The organism is Actinomadura sp. BRA 177 (assembly GCF_013372625.1).
In the GTDB taxonomy this organism is placed as follows: domain Bacteria; phylum Actinomycetota; class Actinomycetes; order Streptosporangiales; family Streptosporangiaceae; genus Spirillospora.
On sequence record NZ_JABXFD010000556.1, the window covers coordinates 1 to 16810 of the forward strand.

Sequence of the window (16810 nt, forward strand, 5' to 3'; positions counted from 1 at the left end):
ACCCGCGACGCCCTCCTGGGCCGGCCCTGGATGCCACCCGACCCGGCCACCGCCTGAACACCCATCCGCGTTGCGCTCACGCAACGCCATCTCGCCATGCCTCAAAGCGCCTGCGCTGAATGCTTACGCCGTGCGTGCCGTACGGGATATCTACCCAATCACTCCGTCGCTGTGGGCTGCGCACATTCACGCGGGCGCGTAGCAGCCCTGATGATCTTGAGGTGGCCGGGAATGCCCGGCCCGCCTGGTAAACGGGTTCGCGCTTGAGTGGAGGGTGGGGGCGCTGTTAGCTTCGGCCGGTGGACGACATGCGTGCACAGGCGGCGGTGATCGCGGAATTTGCGGCGGACCTCCGGGAACTGCGCAAATCGGTCGGTAACCCGCCCTTCCGGGAGATGGCCGGGCGGTCGGGGGCGATCTCGCACACGACGTTGCATGAGGCCACGAAGGGCAACCGGCTGCCGAGCTGGGGGACCACCGCCGAGTTCGTCAAGGCGTGCGGTGCGGACCCGGCCGCGTACCGGGACCGCTGGGAGGCGGCGAACCGGGCGGTCAGGTCGGTGGGCGTCGCCGCCCCCGCCGCGAGCGCCGGCGAGCGGGACGCCATGCACATCGCCATCGGGCCGCCGGAGGGCGGGGCATCGCCGTCCGAGGAGATCGCGGAGGGCTTACCCGCGCCGGCGGGGCGGCGACGGTTCCGGACGGCTGCGGTTGCGCTGGCGGTCGTTGGAGTCGGGGTGGTGGTCGTCGTGGTCGCCGTCAATCGTGGGTCTGGGCGGGATGGAGTGAAGCCGTCCGGTGGTCAGTCGAAGGCGGCGTTGACTCCGGCCGATTGCCCGGTGCAGGCGACCAATCCGCCGCCGGCTCTGCCCACGCACAAGGGCGATGCGGCTGCATTCATCGCGGACATCACGCTGCCCGACTGCACAAGCGTTGAGGGCGGCAAGACCATTACCAAGGTGTGGCGGCTCAAGAACGCCGGGAAAGTGCCGTGGGAAGGGTATACGCTGCGGCGGCTCGACCTTCCGCAGCAGGCCGACCAATGCCAAACCATTTCCGAGGTGCCGATCGACGATACGCCACCGGGAAAGATGGTCGATATTCGCACGGATATCACCACGCCGAAGAAGCCGGGCCTGTGTTACGTGCGGTTCAAGATGGTGGACGCCGCGGGGAAGGTCGCGTTCCCCGGAAACCGTCCGGTGAACTTCCAGGTCATCGTCGGGGGACGCTAGTTCCCCGCCGCGACGGGCACGGCGGGGAACCAGGCGTCAGGAGGCGGAGCCGGGCTTGTACACCTGGCTCGACGTGGTGTCGTAGACGTCGAAGCACCGGCCGTCGGACGTCTTGCGCGTCGAGTGCAGCGCCCAGTACCAGCCGTAGCTCTTGACGGCCATCGCGCCGGCCTTCAGGGACTCACTCGGCCAGCTCGTTATCCACTCGTTGGGCAGGACGTTCTTGACGTAGGTCTTGAACGACACCCGGTCCACGCGGTTGAGGGAGACCCGGTACACCAGGATCGTCGTGGGCAGTTTGCTGTTCGTCCCGTCGGTCTTGCAGCCGGTCGCGGAGCTCAGGAACTTGTGCGAGGCGTTCTGGTTCTTCAGGCTGGAGTTCAGGTTGCCCTTGGCGCCGGCCTTGAAGTCCTGGTAGGTGCCGCCGTAGTTGCTGTTGTAGTAGACCCGGACCGTTTTGCTGCTGCGGTTCCAGACCGAGGCGGCCTCGTTCTTGATGCACTTTCCCTTGCCGTTGCCCGTGCCTTTGAAGTCGTAGCAGGACGGCTGGGTGGTGCCGTAGTCGGCGATCGATCCGGTGAAGTCGGAGACCGATCCGGCGTTGTTGCTGTTGTAGTAGTAGCAGAACTCGCCGCTCTCGCACACGCCGTTGCGACTCGCGGCGGAGGCGGGTGATGCCGGGAGGAGCACCGCCCCGCCGAGCGCCATCGCGGCGGTCGCCGCGGTGAGCCGCGCGACCAGCCGTGCAGTTCGTGTCGACACAGTCGTCTTCCTCTGGTGGGGGGAGGCCGCAGCGCGCTAGCGGACGTTGTAGCCCTGGGAGTGCCAGAACGAGGTCGGGTTCGGGTTGTTCAGGACCGGGTCGTTGACGCTCTTGGACGCGTGCGTCTGCCGTCCGGGACGCATCTCGACGTGGGTGTGCGCGGCGGAGCTGGACGACACCCCGTGCCACGACTCGTCCGCGATGGTCTGGCCGCGGCTGATCGACTGGCCGACGCTCAGCGAGGAGCGCGGCGCGGAGTGCAGGTAGATGACCGTCTTGTTCGCCGCCGAGTTGTAGACGGCGATCGTGGACAGCCCGGAGCTGCCGGTGTGCCCGCGCGCGATGTAGGTGATCTGGCCGCTGACCAGGGCGTGCACGTCCGAGCCGACGCCGCGGGCGATGTCGATGCCCTCATGCCGTCCGGGGGTGGTGGTGTAGCCGTCGAAGCCGCAGGTGATGCCGCCGCCGCTCGCCTTGTACAGCGCGTATGACATGTTCGTGCGCGTCGACGGCGAGAACTGGTGCGAGGCGTTCTGGTTCTTCAGGCTGGAGTTCAGGTTGCCCTTGGCTCCGGCCTTGAAGTCCTGGTACGTGCCGCCGTAGTTGCTGTTGTAGTAGACGCGGACCGTTTTGCTGCTGCGGTTCCAGACCGACGCGGCCTCGTTCTTGATGCACAGGCCCTTGCCGTTGCCCGGCCCCTTGAAGTCGTAGCAGGACGGCTGTTCGGTGCCGTAGTTGGCGACCGAGCCCGTGAAGTCGGAGACCGATCCGGCGTTGTTGCTGTTGTAGTAGTAGCAGAACTCGCCGCTTTCGCAGACGCCGTTCCGGGACGCCGCCGAGGCGGGTGATGCGAGGGCGGCCGCCGCCCCGCCGAGCGCAATGGCGGCGGTCGTCGCGGTGAAAATCTTGCTGAGCGTGCTCATGCGTTTCTCCTTCTGTTCGCGAATCCTGGTTTTGCGGGGGTCAGCGGCGCTGGTACTCCTCCCAGGTGCGGATGGTCACCTTCGGGCCGTCGTCCGCATTACGGTTGGCGAGCCCGTTCAGGCCGAGGTAGTAGTCACCGGTCTGGTGCTGGGCCTGGCTGGACAGATCGGTGTCGCTGATCGCGGCGGCGTGGATGTGCCACGGCCAGTCGCCCTGGCTGGGGCTGCGCACCCACGCCGCGAAGCCGACACGGCGCAGCGCGCGGGCGACCGTGGTGCGGGTGGCGGCGCTCATCCCCTTGACCGAGATGTCGACGACGCCGCCGCCGTCATGGGTGCCCGCGGACGTGGGGTCGCCGCCGGGGTTGTACGACCCCTGGTCCAGGACGAGTTTCCGGCCGAGCAGCCGCTCCGCCTCGGCGAGCATGTCCCGCGTCCGGGTGTTGATGACGACCCCGCCGCTGGACACCCGCGCACCCGGCCCGATGACGTGCGTGACCGTGAACCGGCCGGCGCCGAGCTTGGTGAGCGACGTCTTGCCCGGCAGCCCGTTGGCGTCGAGACCGGTGTAGCCGAGCGACTTCTGGTACTTCGCGTAGGCGGCGATCGTCGTGGTGCCGAAGTAGCCGTCCACCCACTGCGCGTCCAGCAGCTGCCGGTCGCGCAGCGCCCGCTCCACGAGCAGCACGCTGGCCTTGGCGCCCGGGGTCAGCGTGTCGTCGGCCCGCCGCGGGTCGATCTGGGCCGCCTTGACGGTGGCCTCCATGTTCACGCTCGGAAGAGCGGTCGCCCGCGCCGGCGTCCCGGACGTTCCAGCAGAAGCGAGCAGGGCGGCCGCGACGAGCGCGGCGACATACGAGGGCAACTTCATATGATCTCCTGAGAGCGGGGGCTGGGAGACGAACCCCGCGGCGGAGACCACCGTCACCGATCACTCAGGTGTCCACAAGAAGATCCCTGTTGTCAGCCTGTACGCACACCACACCCGTACAGCCGGACACCGTCTGACACCCGCTCCTACAGCAGGACTGACGTGTTGTGCGTGAAGCGTCGCCGGTAGGTGGTGGCGGGAAGGCCGTAGTGGGCCTTGAAGCGCCGGGCGAAGTAGTTCTGGTCCGCCCAGCCCACGGCGCGGCCGATCTGGGTGATCGGCTGGTCGGTGTGCAGCAGCAGAAAGGCCGCCTTCTCGACGCGGTGCTGGGCCAGGTAGGCCATGGGCGGCAGCCCGGTGGCCGCCCGGAACAGGCGGACGACATAGCGAGGGGTGAGGTGCAGCTCGTCGGCCAGTTCGTTGAGGGTCCATTTGTGGGCGAGCCGCGATTCCAGGAGGCGCATGGCGTCCAGGACGGCCGGATGGGTGCGCGCCTCACTTCCGGAAGCTTCCCCGCGGTCGGTGGCGACGGCTCTGGCGAGATAGCCCAGGAACAGTGAGAGCCGTCCGATGATGTCGGCCCGGTGCTGGAGCACTGAGCGGCCTCTCAACCCGGCCAGACCGTCGAGATGGACGACGCATTCTCTGAGCGCTTCGGGGGCCAGGCGGGTGGTCAGCATCCCGCGGCGCTGCATGGAGTTGGGGCCGGCCCAGAGCAGGTAGCCGAGGAGGGGGTCCTCGCGGGTCCAGGCGAGTTCCCGCTGGAGGAGTTCGGTGCTGAAGCAGCAGTTGTACAGGTCGAGTCCGCGGCAGTCCTCGTAGCCGTGCCAGACGCCGGGACGAAGCACGATGGCGTCCCCGACCTGCAGGCTCCGGCAGCCCGTGAGGGACTTGTGCGTCCCCTGCCCGCCGGTCACGACGGCGACCTCGACGAAGCTGTGCGTGTGGACGGGATGGCCCACCTCGTGGAGGTGGTGCCCGGCGTAGGCGAGTGACCCGTCGGTGATGTACGCCAGGCCCTTGACCTCCTGAACAGGCGTTTCAACAGGCGCTGCGTTCATGGGCGCACTGTAGCGCCGGACCAGGAAAGCCAACATCGTGCTACCGCAGGCCCGCATCGGGCTATCGGGACGGGCCGCCGTCCTTCAAGATCCGTGCCTAGACCGCCACCTGGTTCCCCGCACCCATGAGGGAGGACGCCGATGGCGCAAAGGTTCGGCGGGCCGCGGCGTGCACCGGCCTGGTTCCTGGTTCCGGCGCTGGGGCTGTACGGCTTCGTGGTCCTGGTTCCGAGCGTCCAGGGGGCGGCGTTCGCGTTCACCGACTGGGACGGGCTGGGCCCGGTCAGCAATTTCGTGGGGTTGGACAACTTCCGCGAGCTGGTGGCGGACCCGGTCGCGCGGCAGGGGCTGCGGCAGACGCTCATCATCGCGGGCGCCGTCACGGTGATCCAGAACGCCGTCGGGCTGGCGTTCGCGCTCGGTGTGCACAGCCGGATCAGGAGCCGCAACGTGCTGCGCGTGCTGCTGTTCGCCCCGGCGGTGCTGACGCCGGTCGTCACCGCGGCGCTGTGGAAGTACATGCTGGCGCCCGAGGGCGCGCTGAACGGCCTGATCGCCGCGGTCGGCCCGGACGGGTGGCAGCGGAACTGGCTGGGCGATCCGACCCTCGCGCTGTGCAGCGTGATCGGCGTCATCGTCTGGCAGTTCGCCGGCTACTCGATGGTGATCTTCCTGGCGGGGCTGCAGGCGATCCCGCGGGAGGTGTACGAGGCCGCCGCGGTGAACGGTGCGACCGGGTGGCGGCGGTTCCGGCACGTGGTGCTGCCGCTACTGGCGCCCGCCATGACGATCAACCTGATGCTGTCGGTCATCGGCGGGCTGAAGCTGTTCGACCAGGTCTGGGTGCTGACGGGCGGCGGCCCCGGCACCTCCACCGAGACGCTGTCGACGCTGATCTACAAGAACGCCTTCCAGTTCAACGAGTTCGGTTACAGCGTGGCCATGGCGATCGTGCTGACGGTCTTCGTCGCGGTGATCTCCAGCGGCCAGTACCGGCTGCTGCGCCGGCAGGAGGGGGCGGCCCGGTGAACCGCTACCGTCCCGGCACCCTGCTCCGCGAGATCGCGATGATCGCGGTCACGGCGGTGGTGGCGTTCCCGCTCTACGTGCTGGTCAACCTGTCGTTGCGGGATCCGCGCGACGGCACGTCCGTCATCGTGCCGACGACCTCGCCGACGCTGCGCAACTACGCCGACGCCTGGCGGGACGCCGGCCTGGCGGGCGCGATCGTCAACAGCGTGGTGGTCACCGTGCTCAGTGTGGCGATCATCGTGGCCGTCTCGGCGATGGCGGCCTACCCGCTGGCCAGGGTGACGGCGCGCTGGTCCCGGTGGACGTTCCTGCTGATCATGCTCGGGCTGCTGCTGCCATTCCAGTTGGCGCTGCTGCCGCTGTACCAGACCATCCGGGATCTGCACCTGTTGGGCACGCTGTGGTCACTGGTGCTGTTCTACAGCGGTCTGCAGGTGCCGTTCGCGACCTTCCTGTATCTCGGTTTCCTTCGGGTCGTCCCCCGCGAATACGAGGAGGCGGCGCTCATCGACGGCGCCAGGCCCATTCAGGTCTTCTGGCGGGTCATCTTCCCGCTGCTGCGTCCCATCACGGGAACGGTCGTGATCCTGAACGCGATCTTCGTGTGGAACGACTTCCTCACGCCGTTCCTCTATCTCAGCGGCAGCGACAGGCAAACGATTCCGGTCGCCATTTTCGGATTCATCGGCCAGTACGTCTCGCAATGGAACCTGGTGTTCGCCGGGCTCGTCATCGCGATGCTGCCGATCCTCACCGTCTATTTCCTCATGCAGCGCCACATCATCAAGGGCTTCGCCGGAGGATTGAAAGGATGACCGCCGCTTTGGAACCGTACGGGCTCACCTGCGAGCACCTGGAGACGCCGCTGGGCTTGGACGAGCCGTCCCCCCGGCTCTCCTGGAAGCTGCGCTCGGGCCGCAGGGGCGACGCGCAGACCGCCTACCGCCTCACGGTGGCGCTCGACCCCGACGACCTCGATGACGACCGCCGCCTGCTCTGGGACACCGGTCGCCGCGAATCGTCCGACGGTGTGCTCGTCGACTTCGACGGGCCGCCGCTGCAGCCGTCCACGCGCTACCACTGGCGCGTCGAAGTGTGGGACGGCGAAGGCGAGCGTGCGGGCCGGGCGCGGTCGTGGTTCGAGACCGGTCTGATGCGCCCCGACGAATGGCGCGCGTCGTGGATCGGACGGGACGCAGAGGCGGCGCCCGTGACGGACCCGCCCGCAGGCGGCGACCGCACCGACCGCACGAAACTCCTGCAGCCGTGCTCCCACCTGCGGCATTCGTTCGACCTGGACGGACGCCGACCAGTTCGGGCCCGCGTCTACGCCAGCGCCCGCGGCGTCTACCAGTTGAGGCTGAACGGCGACCGGGTCGGGGACGCCGAGTTGGCGCCGGGCTGGACCGAGTACCGCCGGCGGGTGCTGTACCAGACCTACGACGTGACCGATCTGCTGCGCGCGCGCGAGAACGTGCTGGGCGTCGTCCTCGCTGACGGCTGGTGGAGCGGATACGTCGGGTTCGACCCACGCCGTCAAGCACTGCATTACGGTGACGCGCCGCAGGCCATCGTCCAGGTCCTGCTGGATTTCGCCGACGGCTCACGACGCTGGATCGGCACCGGCGAGGGCTGGCGGGAATGCTCCGGCGCGATCAAATACGCCGACCTGCTCATGGGCGAGTACGTCGACGCCCGCGACGCCCTTCCAGGGTGGGACACCCCCGCCTACGACGACGGCGATTGGCGCGATGCGGCGGTACTCGACCGTTCCACCCGGACGCTGCACGGCGCCGCCGATCGTCCCGTGCGGGTGACGCAGGAGCTTCCCGTCCGTTCCGTGACGCGCCGCCCCGGCGGGCACCTCATCGTCGACTTCGGCCAGAACATGGTGGGCCGGGTGAAGCTGACCGTCCGGGACGCGAAGCGTGGCGATCGCATCCGGTTGCGGCACGCCGAGATGCTGAGCGACGGGGAACTGTACGTGGCCAACCTGCGGACGGCCGAGGCCACCGACGTGTACGTCGCCGCTGGCGACCCGGTGGAGTGGTTCGAGCCGAGCTTCACCTTCCACGGATTCCGGTACGCCGAGATCACCGGATACCCCGGCGAACTGCGCCCCGAGGACGTCACCGGCCAGGTCATGCACACCGACCTGCCCTGGACGGGCGAATTCGCCTGCTCGGACGAGACCGTGAACCGGCTGCACGCCAACATCCGCTGGAGCCAGCGGGGCAACTTCGTGTCCATCCCCACCGACTGCCCGCAGCGCGACGAGCGGCTCGGCTGGCTCGCCGACGCGCAGGTGTTCCTGCCGACCGCCTGCCGCAATGCCGATGTGTCGGCGTTCTTCGCCCGCTGGATGCGCGACGTGGTCGACGGCCAGGACGCGGACGGCGCGTTCCCCGACGTCGCACCGAAGCTGTGCGTCGAACGGGAGGGCGCGCCGGCGTGGGGCGACGGCGGCGTCATCATCCCCTGGCACCTCTACCGCGCCTACGGCGACCGCCGCGTCCTGACGGACTCGTACGCCGCCATGGCCGCATGGGTAGAGCACGTCCACCGCCACAACCCCGGCTTCGTGTGGCGGCACCGCGTCGGCAACCACTACGGGGACTGGCTCCAGGTGGACGTCGAGACTCCGCGCGACCTGCTCGCCACCGCCTACTTCGCCCGCAGCGCGCAACTCGTCGCGCGGGCGGCCGAGGTGCTGGGCGAGCACGGCGACGCCAAGCGCTACACGGCCCTGCACGCTGCCATCCGGGACGCGTTCGTGGCGGCGTTCGTGGACCCGTCCGATGGGCGGGTGCAGGCGGGGACCCAGACCGGCTACCTGCTCGCCCTGGCGTTCGGGTTGCTGCCCGAACGGCTGGTACCCGCCGCCGTCCGCCACCTGGCCGCCGACATCGAGGCCCGCGGCCGGCATCTCACCACCGGCTTCGCGGGCGTGGCGCTGCTGTGCCCCGTCCTCGCCGAGCACGGCCGGGCCGACCTCGCCTACGCGCTGCTGCACCAGGACACCTATCCGTCCTGGGGCCACTCCATCCGGCACGGCGCCACCACGATCTGGGAGCGCTGGGACGGCTGGACCGAGGAGCACGGATTCCAGTCGCCCGCCATGAACTCCTTCAACCACTACAGCCTCGGCTCGGTCGGCGACTGGCTCTACGGCGGCGTCGCCGGCATCGACCAGGCGCCCGATTCCACCGCCTTCCGCGACCTGCTGCTTCGCCCGGCCGTCGGCGGACGGCTCAGCTGGGCCCGCGCCCGGCAGGAGACCCCACTGGGCCAGGTCACCTGCGGCTGGTCGCTGCACGAGGAACTCCTTATCGACGTGACGGTGCCTCCGGGGGCCGAGGCCACCCTGCACATCCCCACCGCCGACCCGGCCGGCGTCCGCGAAGGCGGAGCGGACCTGCCCGGAAGCACCGTCCTCGACAGCCGTCCGGCGGAACTCGTCGTGCGGCTGACCTCCGGCACCTACCACTTCAGCGCCGCGCCTCCACGGCGCTGACCACCCCCTCCGAGGAGGAGTCCATGCGTCCCATCCACCAGCTCACCGCGACCCTGGCCGCGGGCGCACTCGTCATCAGCGCGTGCAGCAGCGGCACCGGCGCCTCCGGTGGCTCGGACACCCTGCGCGTCGCCGCGGTGGCCACCGACCGCGCCGGGACCGAGGCCGTGCTGAAGGCGTTCAAGGCCAAGAACCCCGGCGTGGAGTTCACCACCTCCTATTCCGACACCGACCAGTACCAGAGGACGTTGCGCACGCAGCTGTCCTCGGGGACGGCGCCCGACGTGTTCTTCGCCTGGCCAGGCAACGGCAACCCCGGCGCCATCGAGGTGCTCGCCCCCACCGGCTACCTCGCCGACCTGTCCGGACGCTCCTGGACGTCGAAGATCCCGTCCGGCATCAAGCCGGTCACCCAGGTCGGCGGCAAGACCTACATCGTGCCGCTCACGTTCGTCGGCATCGGCGGCCTCTACAACGCCAAGGCCATGCAGGAGGTGGGCGCCGAGCCGCCGAAGACCTGGAGCGACCTGCTGGCGTTCTGCGACACGGCCAAGTCGAAGGGCAAGGTCGCCTTCGCGCTCGGCAACCAGACCGACTGGGTCACCCAGCTCGTCGACTACGCCCTCGTCCCGACCACCGTCTACGCGTCCAACCCCGACTTCGACCAGCGGATGAAGGACGGGACGGCCACCTTCGCCGGCTCCGGCTGGAAGACCGCCCTGGACAAGTACCTGGAGATGGACGAGCGCGGCTGCTTCTCCAAGGACCCGCTCGGCACCTCGTTCGAGACGTCGGTGTCACAACTGGCCAAGGGCGACGCGGTCGCCGCGATCCAGGTGACCTCCACCCTCAACCAGGTCAAGTCCGAAGCCCCGCAGGGGACCGAGTTCGGGCTGTTCCCCGTCCCCGCGACCGACGACCCGGGCCAGACCCGCATGCCCGGCGCGGCCGGAGGCGCCTTCGCGCTGAACGCCAAGGCCAAGAACCCCGACCTGGCCGGAAAGTTCATCGACTTCCTCGCCACCCCGGAGGCCATGAACCTCTACGCGAACGCCACCGGGAACCTGCCGTCCATTCCCAACGACCAGTTCAAGCTCGACCCCACTCTCCAGCCGCTGGTCGATTTCCAGAAGGCCGGCAAGACCGTCCCGTTCATGGACCAGCTCTGGCCCAACCCGAAGGTGCAGCAGGCCCACTTCACCGGCGTCCAGGACATGTTCGCCGGCAAGGCCGGCCCCGCCGAGGTCCTGAAGCAGATGGACGAGGCCTACAAGGAGAAGTGAAGCGCCGGCGGCGGGGTCAGGGGAGGAGGCGGTTCACCATCCGCTCGATGAGGTCGTCGGTCGAGTAGGACTCCAGGAGGGCGGGGGCGGTGAGGTCGTCCATGATCAGTCCGGACATGGCGAGGTAGAGCAGGGCGACGCCGGTGCGGTCGCCGGGCAGGTCCGCGTTCACGTGGTAGTCGACGACTTCCCGGTGCTCCTCGGTGAGGAAGCCGCTGAGCTCGGCGTTCAGGGCGGCGCGGCGGGTGGCCTCCAGGCGCAGTTCCAGCATGGCCAGGTTGCCGGCGCGGTCGCCGCGCATCCGGGCCAGCAGCTGGCGCATCAGCTCGGCGACCAGTGCGTGCGACGGCGCCTGCTTCATGGTCTCGGCGAGCGCCTCGGGATCGGGGGTGAGGCGCTCGCGGGTGCGGCGCATCACCTGGGAGAGCAGTTCGTCCCGGTTGGCGAAGTAGTTGGAGGCGGTGCCGGTGGGCACGCCCGCCTGCTTATCGATCGCGCGCAGCGTCAGGCCGCGCGAGCCCTCCCGGGCCAGGACGTCGATGGCGGCGTCGAGGAGCGCGGTGCGCCGGGTCGGGTTCTGCCGCATGGAGGCCTCCACGAAGGACGATTGACACCACTGCAAGTGCAGTACTACATCGCCACCACCCTCGACGGCTTCATCGTCGGCCCGGACGGCGCCGACCCCACCGGCCCCGACGGCTTCTGGCCCATTTCCGCCGACTACATCGAGCACCTGGTGGCCAACTACCCCGAGACCCTCCCCGGACCGGCGCGGACGGCGCTGTCGGTCACCGCCGAGGGCACCCGCTTCGACACCGTCCTGGAAGGGCGCCGCAGCTACGAGATCGGGCTGAAGGCCGGGATCACCGACGCCTACCCGCACCTGCGGCACCTGGTCTTCTCCCGGACCCTCGCCAAAAGTCCCGACCCCGCCGTCGAACTCGTCGCCACCGACCCCGCCGAGAAGGTCCGCGAGCTCAAGCGCCAGGACGGCAAGGACATCTGGCTGATCGGCGGCGGCGAACTCGCCGGCGCCCTGTACGGCGAGATCGACCGGCTCATCCTCAAGGTGGGCTCGCTGACCACCGGCACCGGAATCCCGCTGTTCTCCCACACGGCCGCCTTCGACCCGCGCACCTGGGAACTGACCGACCACACCGTGCTCGGCAGCGGCGCCGCATTCCTCACCTACGACCGACCCGCTGAGGCGAGGAAAGGGATGGGGCAGGTTCGGGAGTAGGACGCCGTTGCGACCGGTCGGCCGGCGGAGCTTTCGGAGGCCCTTCGCGCGGGACTGGCTCGCTGAGCGGTCCGGTCGCTAGAGGGTGCGTAGGCCGCGGTCGGCGAAGGTGATCAGCCACTCGAAGCTTTCGTCGATGTCGGTGCTCCACTGGAAGCCGTTGGCGGCCTGCAATGTGGCGAAGCCGTGGCAGAGGCTGCGGAGCATGCGCAGGGCGTGGTTCACGTCGGATTCTTTGATCTCGTAGCCGTGCAGGACGGCGGTGAACGCGTCGAGCAGGCGCAGGCTCGCGACGGCGAGCGGGTCGTCCGGGCCGGACGGTTCCACGCCTATCGTCGCGGCGTAGCGGCCGGGGTGTTGCAGGACGAAGGCGCGGAAGGCGCGGGCGGCGGCGGCCAGGGCGTCGCGGCCCGCGTAGCCCTGGATCGCGCCACCGACCGCGTCGGCCGCCTCGTTCAACGCCAGGACCGCGATGCGCCGGTTGAGGTCGTCCTGGCCGCCCACGTGTTTGTAGAGGGACGGGGTGCGCACGCCCACCCGTTCGGCGAGCAGTCCCATGGTCAGTTTGGCGAGGCCCACCTCGTCGGCGAGGGCGGCGCCGGCCGCGACCACGGACGCCGGGTCCAGACCGGCCCTAGGCACGGGCGGCGTCCGAGCGGAGGAAGGCGAGGACGAGCGAGACCACCTGGTCGGGGAACTGGTCGTGCGGGTAGTGCCCGGCGCCCTCGATCATCTCCAGGCGGCCGAGGCCGGACGGCAGGGCGTCCACGATCGCCGAACCCTCGGCGTGCGGGTCGGCCCAGTCGGGGTCGAGCGTGCCCATCACCACCAGGACCGGGGAGCGGACGTTGCCGAGTTGCTCGCCGGCGTCGGTCGGTGCGCTGCGGCCCATGGCCTGCATGGCCTTCATACGGCCCGGCTCGCGCATCAGGGAGTCGATGCGGGCGAGCCGTTCGTCCCAGTGGGCGGGCTTCGTGCCGGGGTAGGCCACGTCGAGGTAGGAGCGCCAAAGCCGCACGCTGCCGAACATCGCCGTGCCGAGCAGGCGCAGCATGCCCTGCCGGTAGCGCTTCACCTTCAGGTCGCCGAGGCGGACCGACTGCTTACGGGTGAACGGACCCAGTTCGACGACCGCCGTGACCAGCGAAGGCTCCTGCGCCGTGGCGATCGTGGCGGCGCCGCCGGCGAACGAGTGACCGACGAGGACGGCAGGGCCGCCCAGGTGGCGGATCAGGGCGAGCAGGTCGCCAGCGACGGCAGTGCGGCTCCATTCGGGCCAGCCGATGCTGGACTCACCGTGGCCGCGCAGGTCGACCGCGGCGACCTTGTTCGCCGGCCAGATGTACCGGTCGCGTGCGCCGACGAGGGTGGCCACGTTCGCGGAGTCCGCGAGGGTGTCGAGGAGGACCTCGTCCCCGAAGTGCGGGCCCGCCGCGTCGATGCGCAGGTCGAAGGCGGTGGCGAGTTCGTCGTAGAACTCCGCCCACTCGCTTTGGGGCGCGATGCCGGGCACCCATATGCGGTGCTTGCGCAGCTGTGGTGGCGTCAGTTGCCGCGCGGAGGCGAGCGGGTGTCTCGGGCCGACGAGAAGTTCCAGCGGTGAGTCGAACGCGCGGATCATCCGAAGATCGGACGGCAGTGCGGCCGGGTCGGTGACGGTACGGAACGTGGCGTCGATATCGCCTGCCTCGATGGCGGCGACCGCCACGCGCGGGTCGTTGACCCTGAGGGTGACCACGTCGAGGTCGATGCCCGGATGCGACCGCCAGTACTCGTGCAGGACGACGGCCTGCGCGCTTCGCAGGCCGAGAACGTCGATCCGCAGGGCCCGGGAGCCCGGCCTGACCGCGGTGACGGCGCGGTCGGCACTCGCGACGATGTTCCGCGCGTGGGGGAGGAACGCCTGGCCGTCGAGGGTCAGCTCAACCCCTCGGGCGGTCCGGGTGAACAGGCGGACGTCCAGTGCGCGCTCCAGGGCGGCGATCCGCTTGGAGACCGCCTGCTGCGTCACGCCCAGCTCGTCGGCCGCATGTTGCAACTGCCCGAGCTCGGCCGCCCGGACGAATGATCGCACTGCCTCGGTGTCCATCGCGTCACCTTAGGTGCGCACAACTGATCGTTGTGGCTCGCCGAGGATCGGTTGTTTGATCGTGCTTTCCCGCGACTGATGTGATCCGAGCGTCCAAACCGCTGGTTGTCGCTAGGAGTCGCGTGCGCGTCAGATTGGGGTCCGACTTCGGGTGGCTGTGGTCGGCCTACGCCGTCAGCACCTACGGGACGTGGATCGCCTTCGGGGCATTCCCGCTCATCGCGGTCCGGGTGCTGGACGCGCCGGCCTTCGCCGTCTCGCTCCTGGAGGCCGCCGGCCTCGCCGTCGCCGCGATCGTCGCGGTCCCGCTCGGGCCGTGGACCGAGCACCGGGCCAAGCGCCCCGTGATGATCGCGATGGATCTGATCCGCTTCCTGGCCATGGCGAGCGTCCCGATCGCCTACCTCCTGGGCCTGCTCTCGTACGGCCAGCTGCTGGCGGTCTCGGTCATCTCCGGAACGGCGGGCATCGCGTTCACCGCCGCGTCCGGCGCGTACCTGAAGCACCTCGTCGACGCGCGCCACCTCATCGCCGCGAATGGGAGGTTCGAGGGGACGACCTGGGTGGCGATCGCGGCTGGCCCACCGCTCGGCGGAGCGCTCATCGGCCTGCTCGGCCCGGTCGTCACCGTCGCCGCCGACGCCTTCAGCTACCTGCTCTCCGCATTCGGCGTCCTCCGCATCCGCGGCGGCGACGCGGCGGCGCCGCGGGACGCGGTCACGCGATGGCGCGCCACCGACCTGCTGACCGGCTGGCGATCCATCTTCCAGGACCGCGTCCTGCGCAGCCTGTTCCTCAACGCCATGACGGTCAACGGCCTGATCATGGCCACCGGCCCGCTGATGGCCGTCCTGCTGCTCGGCCGGTACGGCTTCTCCGCCTGGCAGTACGGTCTCGCCTTCGGCGTCCCGGCGCTCGGCGGCTTCGCCGGCGCCCGCCTCTCCGCGCGCCTCGTCACCCGCCACGGCCGGTACCGCGTCATGATCGTCTCCGGCTGGCTGCGCTCGGTCTTCCCGCTCGGGCTCGCGCTCACCCGGCCCGGCGTCCCCGGGCTCCTCACGGTGATCGCCGTCGAGACCCTGCTGATCGTCAGCGTGGGCGTCTTCAATCCGATCAGCGCGACCGAGCGCCTGCAACGCGCGCCCGCCGGGCATGTCGCGCAGGTCCTCAGCGCGTGGAGTATCAGCAGCAGGCTCGCGCAGGCCGCCTTCATGCTGGTCTGGGGCGTGCTCGCGACGCTCACCGGCCCGCTCACCGCGATCACCGTCTCCGGCGTCCTCCTGCTCGCGACCCCGCTGCTGCTGCCGAAGCGGGCGCACATGCCCGAGCCGGCCCGGGTGTGACGCGGAATCCCAGGCCGGCCCGTGCGCGATCAAGTCAGGCTGCGGGCGGGTGCGGACTCCCACGTGTACCCGTCCGGGTCGGTGAAGGGCTCGCCGCCGCCGGCCAGCACGAGCCGGTGCGAGCCGGTGCCCTCCTCGGGGACGCCGGTGTCCTTGGCGAGGGCGCGGCGCGGGTAGAGCGCCAGCGTGACCGGCGACGACGGGGTGTCGAACTCGGCGTACTTGCCGCCGAAGCTCTTGCCGACGGCCAGGCCGCGGTCGACGTAGAACCGCTTGCTCGCCTTCACGTCCGCGACTCCCAGCAGCAGCGCGACCTGGTCGAACTCGGCGGCGGCGGGCGCGGAGTCCTTCTTCTTCGAGCACGCGATCTTGAAGATCGTCCCGTCCGGGGCCTGGACGAAGCCGCCGTAGCCCCAGAACGACTTCGCGGCGGGCTTCAGCACCGTGGCGCCGGCGTCGACGGCGACGGCGACGAGGGCGTCGACGTTGCCGGGCTGGGACGCGACGAGCGACAGCGCGAAGCCGCGGAAGCCGGTGGTCGGCTCGTCCGAGGCGCGGACGTTCACGTAGGGGGCGAGGCCGAAGGCCGCGTAGAAGGCCTGCGCGGACGCGGCGTCGGAGACTTCCAGGGTGACGGATTCGAAGGAGATCATGGTGCCTGCTCTCTGGTCTGGTGGCGGTGGCGGTGGTGCTCAGCGGTCCTGGATCAGCCCGAGGACGTTGCCGTCCGGGTCGGTGACGGCGGCGACCAGGCGTCCGCCGCCGACGTCGTGCGCGGCCTCCTTGACGGACGCGCCGGCGGCGGTCAGCGCGGCGAGCTTCGCCTCGATGTCCGGGACGTGCCAGTAGGCCACCGGCGAGGTCATGCCCTGCGGTCCGCCGTCCGGGACGAGCCCGATGTGCTGGCCGCCGACGTCGAAACCGACGTAGTAGGACGAGTCGGTCTGCGGCGCCTCGCCGAGGAGGGCGGCGTACACCGCCTTGGCCTTCGCCAGGTCGCGCACGGGATGCAGCACGGTCCTGATCCCCTGGACGGGGGAGTCGCTCATGGTCACTCCTGGATTCGTGGGCCGTCGTTCCAACTGCTCATAGCCTCGTTCCTGGCCCACCCCGGCCGCATCCGTACCGACTACGGAACCGGCTACGGACGGCGGGCACGGAACGCGATGCGGCGGGCGTACGACAGAATGGGACAGTGGCCGTGACAGTGGATATTTCGCCCCGGGAAGCCGAGGTGCTGGAGCTGGTCGGCGACCATCTCAGCAACGCCGAGATCGCGGCCCGGCTGTTCATCTCCGTCCGCACCGCCGAGAGCCACGTCTCCGCGCTGCTGCGGAAGCTGGACGTCCCGGACCGGCGGGCGCTCGCCGGTCGGGCCGCCGCGAGCCGCCGCACCGCCGGCGCGGGCCGCGTCTTGCCCACGCCGCCGGGGCCGGCCGCGGTCACCTGCCGGTGC

At 70.0% G+C, this 16810-nt stretch carries 17 protein-coding genes; 8 read left to right on the forward strand and 9 right to left on the reverse strand.

Going from position 1 to position 16810, the window contains the following annotated elements; all coding sequences use genetic code 11:
- The first annotated feature begins 308 nt into the window (after positions 1 to 308).
- Positions 309 to 1235: an NBR1-Ig-like domain-containing protein gene (locus tag HUX53_RS31490; RefSeq protein WP_255205828.1), complete on the forward strand. Its 927-nt coding sequence runs from the start codon at positions 309 to 311 to the stop codon at positions 1233 to 1235.
- Positions 1236 to 1271: 36 nt separating this feature from the next.
- Here the strand turns inward: HUX53_RS31490 and HUX53_RS40315 are convergent, their stop codons facing one another.
- The 4 genes from HUX53_RS40315 to HUX53_RS31515 all read right to left on the reverse strand — a co-directional run bounded on the left by HUX53_RS40315 (position 1272) and on the right by HUX53_RS31515 (position 4853).
- The gene (locus HUX53_RS40315; RefSeq protein WP_217920141.1) at positions 1272 to 1997 is read right to left on the reverse strand and encodes a peptidase inhibitor family I36 protein; all 726 of its coding nucleotides are present in this window, start codon (positions 1995 to 1997) and stop codon (positions 1272 to 1274) included.
- Positions 1998 to 2033: 36 nt separating this feature from the next.
- The gene (locus HUX53_RS31505; protein WP_176406856.1) at positions 2034 to 2921 is read right to left on the reverse strand and encodes a peptidase inhibitor family I36 protein; all 888 of its coding nucleotides are present in this window, start codon (positions 2919 to 2921) and stop codon (positions 2034 to 2036) included.
- A gap of 40 nt (positions 2922 to 2961) precedes the next feature.
- Entirely contained in the window at positions 2962 to 3792 is an 831-nt protein-coding gene (locus tag HUX53_RS31510; protein ID WP_176406857.1) for a peptidoglycan-binding protein, read from the reverse strand.
- 146 nt (positions 3793 to 3938) lie between these two features.
- Positions 3939 to 4853 (reverse strand): AraC family transcriptional regulator, encoded by a 915-nt coding sequence (locus HUX53_RS31515; protein WP_176406858.1) that lies wholly within the window; start codon positions 4851 to 4853, stop codon positions 3939 to 3941.
- Positions 4854 to 4994: 141 nt separating this feature from the next.
- On the opposite strand from HUX53_RS31515, the gene HUX53_RS31520 reads away from it, so the two are divergent.
- From HUX53_RS31520 to HUX53_RS31535, 4 genes are read left to right on the forward strand one after another with little or no spacing between them, the layout of a single operon-like run.
- Positions 4995 to 5882, forward strand: coding sequence for a carbohydrate ABC transporter permease (locus tag HUX53_RS31520; RefSeq protein ID WP_176406859.1), 888 nt, complete (start codon positions 4995 to 4997; stop codon positions 5880 to 5882).
- On the forward strand, positions 5879 to 6700 hold the full coding sequence (locus HUX53_RS31525) for a carbohydrate ABC transporter permease (RefSeq protein WP_176406860.1): 822 nt from the start codon (positions 5879 to 5881) through the stop codon (positions 6698 to 6700). Before HUX53_RS31520 ends, HUX53_RS31525 begins: the two co-directional genes overlap by 4 nt.
- Positions 6697 to 9399, forward strand: a complete 2703-nt coding sequence (locus HUX53_RS31530; RefSeq protein ID WP_176406861.1) for an alpha-L-rhamnosidase — start codon at positions 6697 to 6699, stop codon at positions 9397 to 9399. Before HUX53_RS31525 ends, HUX53_RS31530 begins: the two co-directional genes overlap by 4 nt.
- A gap of 23 nt (positions 9400 to 9422) precedes the next feature.
- A complete protein-coding gene (locus HUX53_RS31535) occupies positions 9423 to 10682 on the forward strand; it encodes an ABC transporter substrate-binding protein (RefSeq protein WP_176406862.1) in 1260 nt (419 codons plus the stop codon).
- 16 nt (positions 10683 to 10698) lie between these two features.
- On the opposite strand, the gene HUX53_RS31540 is transcribed toward HUX53_RS31535, so the two are convergent.
- Positions 10699 to 11268 carry a TetR/AcrR family transcriptional regulator gene (locus HUX53_RS31540; RefSeq protein WP_176406863.1) on the reverse strand — a complete coding sequence of 190 codons (570 nt, stop codon included), beginning with the start codon at positions 11266 to 11268 and terminating at the stop codon, positions 10699 to 10701.
- A gap of 21 nt (positions 11269 to 11289) precedes the next feature.
- Between HUX53_RS31540 and HUX53_RS31545 the strand changes: the two genes are divergently transcribed.
- Positions 11290 to 11922, forward strand: a complete 633-nt coding sequence (locus HUX53_RS31545) for a dihydrofolate reductase family protein (protein WP_217920142.1) — start codon at positions 11290 to 11292, stop codon at positions 11920 to 11922.
- Positions 11923 to 12000: 78 nt separating this feature from the next.
- Here the strand turns inward: HUX53_RS31545 and HUX53_RS31550 are convergent, their stop codons facing one another.
- Both HUX53_RS31550 and HUX53_RS41805 read right to left on the reverse strand, forming a co-directional pair.
- Positions 12001 to 12564 carry a TetR/AcrR family transcriptional regulator gene (locus HUX53_RS31550; protein ID WP_217920143.1) on the reverse strand — a complete coding sequence of 188 codons (564 nt, stop codon included), beginning with the start codon at positions 12562 to 12564 and terminating at the stop codon, positions 12001 to 12003.
- Complete coding sequence (locus HUX53_RS41805) at positions 12557 to 14011, reverse strand: alpha/beta fold hydrolase (RefSeq protein ID WP_255205827.1); 1455 nt, start codon at positions 14009 to 14011, stop codon at positions 12557 to 12559. The genes HUX53_RS31550 and HUX53_RS41805 overlap by 8 nt, the downstream gene beginning before the upstream one ends.
- 122 nt (positions 14012 to 14133) lie before the next feature.
- Here HUX53_RS41805 and HUX53_RS31565 point away from each other — a divergent pair, with 122 nt between their 5' ends.
- A complete protein-coding gene (locus HUX53_RS31565) occupies positions 14134 to 15354 on the forward strand; it encodes an MFS transporter (protein WP_176406864.1) in 1221 nt (406 codons plus the stop codon).
- A 29-nt stretch (positions 15355 to 15383) separates the two neighbouring features.
- Here HUX53_RS31565 and HUX53_RS31570 read toward each other — a convergent pair whose 3' ends face one another.
- Positions 15384 to 16007, reverse strand: a complete 624-nt coding sequence (locus HUX53_RS31570) for a glyoxalase (RefSeq protein WP_176406865.1) — start codon at positions 16005 to 16007, stop codon at positions 15384 to 15386.
- Positions 16008 to 16046: 39 nt separating this feature from the next.
- On the reverse strand, positions 16047 to 16403 hold the full coding sequence (locus tag HUX53_RS31575; RefSeq protein ID WP_176406866.1) for a VOC family protein: 357 nt from the start codon (positions 16401 to 16403) through the stop codon (positions 16047 to 16049).
- Positions 16404 to 16549: 146 nt separating this feature from the next.
- Here HUX53_RS31575 and HUX53_RS31580 point away from each other — a divergent pair.
- The coding region (locus HUX53_RS31580; protein WP_176406867.1) for a response regulator transcription factor at positions 16550 to 16810 on the forward strand (261 nt) is incomplete at its 3' end.

Excerpts from the sequence above, each read along its gene's own strand:
- HUX53_RS31510 (WP_176406857.1), bottom strand. The coding sequence starts at position 3,792 with ATGAAGTTGCCCTCGTATGTCGCCGCGCTCGTCGCGGCCGCCCTGCTC.
- HUX53_RS31515 (WP_176406858.1), bottom strand. The coding sequence starts at position 4,853 with ATGAACGCAGCGCCTGTTGAAACGCCTGTTCAGGAGGTCAAGGGCCTG.
- HUX53_RS31575 (WP_176406866.1), bottom strand. The coding sequence starts at position 16,403 with ATGAGCGACTCCCCCGTCCAGGGGATCAGGACCGTGCTGCATCCCGTG.
- HUX53_RS41805 (WP_255205827.1), bottom strand. The coding sequence starts at position 14,011 with ATGGACACCGAGGCAGTGCGATCATTCGTCCGGGCGGCCGAGCTCGGG.
- HUX53_RS31535 (WP_176406862.1), top strand. The coding sequence starts at position 9,423 with ATGCGTCCCATCCACCAGCTCACCGCGACCCTGGCCGCGGGCGCACTC.
- HUX53_RS31505 (WP_176406856.1), bottom strand. The coding sequence starts at position 2,921 with ATGAGCACGCTCAGCAAGATTTTCACCGCGACGACCGCCGCCATTGCG.
- HUX53_RS31540 (WP_176406863.1), bottom strand. The coding sequence starts at position 11,268 with ATGCGGCAGAACCCGACCCGGCGCACCGCGCTCCTCGACGCCGCCATC.
- HUX53_RS31530 (WP_176406861.1), top strand. The coding sequence starts at position 6,697 with ATGACCGCCGCTTTGGAACCGTACGGGCTCACCTGCGAGCACCTGGAG.
- HUX53_RS31490 (WP_255205828.1), top strand. The coding sequence starts at position 309 with ATGCGTGCACAGGCGGCGGTGATCGCGGAATTTGCGGCGGACCTCCGG.
- HUX53_RS31520 (WP_176406859.1), top strand. The coding sequence starts at position 4,995 with ATGGCGCAAAGGTTCGGCGGGCCGCGGCGTGCACCGGCCTGGTTCCTG.
- HUX53_RS31570 (WP_176406865.1), bottom strand. The coding sequence starts at position 16,007 with ATGATCTCCTTCGAATCCGTCACCCTGGAAGTCTCCGACGCCGCGTCC.